Source organism: Desulfurivibrio nitratireducens (assembly GCF_044068515.1).
In the GTDB taxonomy this organism is placed as follows: domain Bacteria; phylum Desulfobacterota; class Desulfobulbia; order Desulfobulbales; family Desulfurivibrionaceae; genus Desulfurivibrio.
Genome location: NZ_JBIPKI010000080.1, coordinates 1 through 4,063 on the forward strand (window position 1 = coordinate 1; position 4,063 = coordinate 4,063).

2 protein-coding genes are annotated in these 4,063 nt (G+C 62.5%); both read right to left on the bottom strand.

The features are described 5' to 3' along the window. Nucleotides 1-1,297: mechanosensitive ion channel family protein (locus tag ACHHTY_RS11815; protein ID WP_395494365.1), on the bottom strand; the 1,297-nt coding region annotated here is incomplete at its 3' end. A gap of 105 nt (nucleotides 1,298-1,402) precedes the next feature. Continuing rightward, a complete protein-coding gene (locus tag ACHHTY_RS11820) occupies nucleotides 1,403-3,601 on the bottom strand; it encodes a RelA/SpoT family protein (RefSeq protein ID WP_395494366.1) in 2,199 nt (732 codons plus the stop codon). Nucleotides 3,602-4,063 lie beyond the last annotated feature (462 nt).

Here is a 4,063-nt window from a genome sequence, read left to right on the forward strand (position 1 = left end):
ATGCCGTCGGCAAAGGCCCGTCGGCCGGGCCGTCCGTTTCGCCCGCCAGGAAGCCGCCCCGCAGGCTGCGGAGATCAAAACCCGAGGGATACTGGTAAATCCGCAGGTCGAAATGGGGCAGGGCGGCCAGCAGATGATCGAAAATATCGGCCTGGATCGCCTCGTAGTTGGCCCAGACCTGGTCGTTGCTAAAGACGTAAATCTGCAGGGGCAGGCCCTCGGCGGTGGGCTGGAGGTGGCGGATCAGAAAGGTCATCTCTTGGTGGATCTTGGGATGGCGGCGGAGATAGTTGACCACATAGGCCCGGAAGACCCCGATATTGGTCTGGTGGCGGCCGTTGACCCAGTTTTGCGGGTTCTGGCAGTGGCTGGCGTTGTATTCCTCGATCTCCCTTTCTTTTTCCCGCAGGTAGTCGCCCAGGATTTCGATCTGGCCGAAGCGCTCCAGCATTTCCGGGGTGCAGAAGCGGATCGAGTTCATGTCGATGTTGATCGCCCGCATGATCCGGCGACCGCCCGACTCGCTCATCCCCCGCCAGTTCTTGAAGGCATCGGAGACCAGGGCGTAGGTGGGGATGGTGGCGATGGTCCGGTCCCAGTTCTGGACCTTGACGGTGTGGATGGTGACGTCGATGACATCGCCGTCGGCGTTGTACTTGGGCATCTCGATCCAGTCGCCGACCCGGACCATGTCGTGGGCCGAAAGCTGGATGCCGGCGATGAAGCCCAGGATGGTGTCCTTGAAGATCAGCAGCAGTACGGCGGTCAGGCCGCCCATCAGGGTCAGCAGGCCCCAGGGCGATTTGTCGGTGAGAATGGCGACGATGAAGATCCCGGCCAGGATGTAGGACAGCAGGGTCAGGGCCTGGGTATAGCCCTTGAGGGGCTTGCCCTTGACCCCCGGCCGGGAGGCCAGGATCAGATTGGCCGCGCCCAGCAGGGCGTCCAGGCTGCGCAGGACCACCAGGACGAAGGCGGTCAGCAGCAGCCGGCGCAGGATTTCCCCCAGGGTGTCGGCGTCGGGGAACAGCACGTCGATGGTGAAATAAAGCACCGCCACCGGCAACAGGTAGGCCACCCGGTTGAAAAACCCTTTCTCGGCCAGGATATTGTCCCAAGTGGCCGAGGTCCGGGCGGCCCGGGCCTCCAGCAGGGGGGCCAGCCAGCGTCGGGCCACCCAGATGGAAACCCCGGCCAGCACCAGAAAAAAGAGGCCGGCGTAGAGATAGGAGGTGGCCACGACCAGGGCTTCGGCCAGGCCCAGTTCGCGCAACCAGTTTTCCAGGGTTTGGGGCATCTTGCAGGTCCGGGGCTGTGGGTTTCAGGGTTGAAAAGGAAGATTAACAGGTTCCGGGCTCGGGGCGCAAGGGTCAAGCCGGCGGCGGCGCCTGCTGGAACCGGTTTAATGTTCGAGCACGAACTCGTAGGTCAGGCCGGTCTTGGCCAGGTGCTGGAGCAGGTGCTTGAGGCCGTGCAGGTTCTCGATGGTGAAATGGACCTGCCAGGCCGAGGTCCGGGCGGTGGATTGGCGGGAGAGCAGCTCGATATCGGTGATCTGCATTTCCTCCGGGGCCACGCTGAGCATCATCAGCACCCGGTTGCGCGAGGGGGCGGCCAGGATCAACAGGGTCTGGGGCTTGAAGAGCCTGGTGGCCTTGAGGTTCCAGCGCACGTCCACCACGTCCTCCCGCTGGACTTTGAGGTTGGCCATGGTCTGGCATTCCTTGCGGTGGATGGAAAGGCCCCGTTCGCTGAGCAGGGCGTAAATCCCTCTTTCGGTGGGGACCGGGTTGCAGCAGCGGGAAAACTTGATCGAGGCCGGGTCCAGGGTGGCCAGGAAAATGCGGTTGAGGGAACCGGTGGGGGGCTGCAGGGTCGGGCGGTCGGCGTATAGGCCTTGGATCAGTTCAAAGACCAGTTCCCGCAGGCGCAGGCGACCCTCGCCGACGGCCTGGAACAGCTCTTCCCGGGAGTCGGCCTGGAAATAGGTGAGAATGTCCTGCATGCCGCCGCTGTCGAGGATCTCCAGCGGTACCCCGTAACGCTTGAGTTCCTGGTGGATGATGGAGCGGCCCACTTCCAGGGCCAGGGCCAGGCGTCGGTCCCGGAAGAGCTTAGCCAGCTCCGCCCGGGCCTTGGGGGTCTGGCAGAGCTGCTGAATGCCGGGCTCGAAGCGGACCGGTTCAGTGCGGGTCATGATGCTGACCTGGTCGCCGTCCCGCAGCAGGTGTTCCGGCCCCACCTTCTGCTGGCCGATCAGGGCGTTGACGCAGCGCTTGCCGATGTCGGTGTGGATCTTGAAGGCGAAATCGAGGACGATGCTGCCCTTGGGCAGGACGATCAGGGCGCCCTTGGGGGTGTAGGTGTAAATTTCCTTGGTGCCGCTGACCGCGATCATGTCCCGGTAGGAGCTGCTGTCGTCGCTGCCCATCAGGTCGAACATTTCCCGCACTTCCCGGGTCAGCACGGCGGCATCGCCCTTGCCCCGGCTGGTCCAGCCCCGCAGCAGCCCGGCCCGGGAGGAGTTCTGCATCTCCGGGGTGCGGATCTTGAACAGGATATGCTGGCCCTTGATGTTGCAGCGGACATGGAGGCTTTGGTAGCCGGTGGACTTAGGATTGGCGATGAAGTCGCGGATGGTGCGGGGAATGGGGGGGTACTGCTGGTCGATCAGGCCCAGGGTTCGGTAGCAGTTCTGAATGCTGTCGGTGGTGATTTCAAATTCCAGGGGATGGACGATGCTTTTGTGGAGAATCTTGTGGGTCGGGTCGAAGTAGGCCCAGAGGCCCTTGGGGCGGATCCGGATATCGGCGCTGACCCAGGCCTGGCGGCAGAGTTCATCCAGAGTCTTCTTGACTTCGAGCATGACCTCGCTGGTGGCCAGCTTGGCGATATGGGCGTTGACCTTCTGGCTCTGGCGGGGAAACTTGTAGGTCAGGGCCAGGTTGTACAATTCCCGCTTGATGGCGTAAAGCCCCATGACCTTGGCCAGGGGGGCGTAGATGTCCAGAGTTTCCTCGGCGATCTTCTGGCGCTTGTGTTTGGGCATCGACTCCAGGGTGCGGAGGTTGTGGAGGCGGTCGGCGATTTTGATCAGCATCACCTCGAGACGGGCGGCGGCCCCGGAGAAGAGCTTGCGATGGACCATCTTGTAGAAATTCTGGCGGTCCCCGGAAAAGCTGGCGATCTTGGTGCAGGCTTCCACCGTGGCCTCGACGTCGGCCCCGAAAAGCTCGCCGATGGTGGCGGTGGTGATTTCCGGCACATCCTCGATGGTGTCGTGCAAAACGGCGGCGGCGAGAATTTCCGGGTCGCGGACATCCAGTTCTTCCACCAGGATCTGGGCCACCTGGAGGGGGTGGCTGATATAGACCTCGCCTGATTTGCGGCGCTGGTCCTGGTGGGCGGTCACGGCAAAGGAGAGGGCCTGCCAGAAGAGCCGGGCCGGGCCCTCCTGGTCGCCGAGGTACTGCTCCATCCGCCGGCAGTAGGCGGCGATATCGAAAGCCGCGCCGTTCTTCAGGGGGACGGGTTGGGTTTTGAGCCGGCCGGGGGGGGATGAAGCGAGGGCGGCGGTCTTGTCCAGGGCAACCTTTGTCATTAGCAAATCCGCTGAAATAAAGTATGATAGTAAGCATTATATGATAAATGATTTTAGAACAGTTGGCAGATTTTTTTGGCCCGGAGGATCCGGGCGGCTCCCCGGCAAATCCAGGCCGGGAGTAATTCAGGCCGGCGGCGCGGTCTGCGATGACTGCTACCGGGTGTGCTTTTAACTTGTTGTATTGCCTTTGCCGACCAATGCAGCTGCAATTTATTGATGAGGTTTTAGATCTTGACCCGAATTAAAGCGAAACAACGGGGCGGTAAAGCGGCTCCGGGCAGTGCCAAAAAAAGAATCATGCGCCGGGGCCGCAAGGCCGCCGGCTCGGGAGGCTCGATTTTCGGGCTGCGCGAAGGGAGCCGGGAGGTTGCTGAAGTCCGCGAGCGCCCCCGCGGCCGGCGTCCGGCAGAAAAGCAATCGGGCCGAGGTGGCCTTTGTCATCCGGGATGAGTGGCAGAA

Bases quoted from the DNA above. Each gene is read 5' to 3' on its own strand.
- ACHHTY_RS11820 (WP_395494366.1), bottom strand. From the start codon at position 3,601: ATGACAAAGGTTGCCCTGGACAAGACCGCCGCCCTCGCTTCATCCCCC.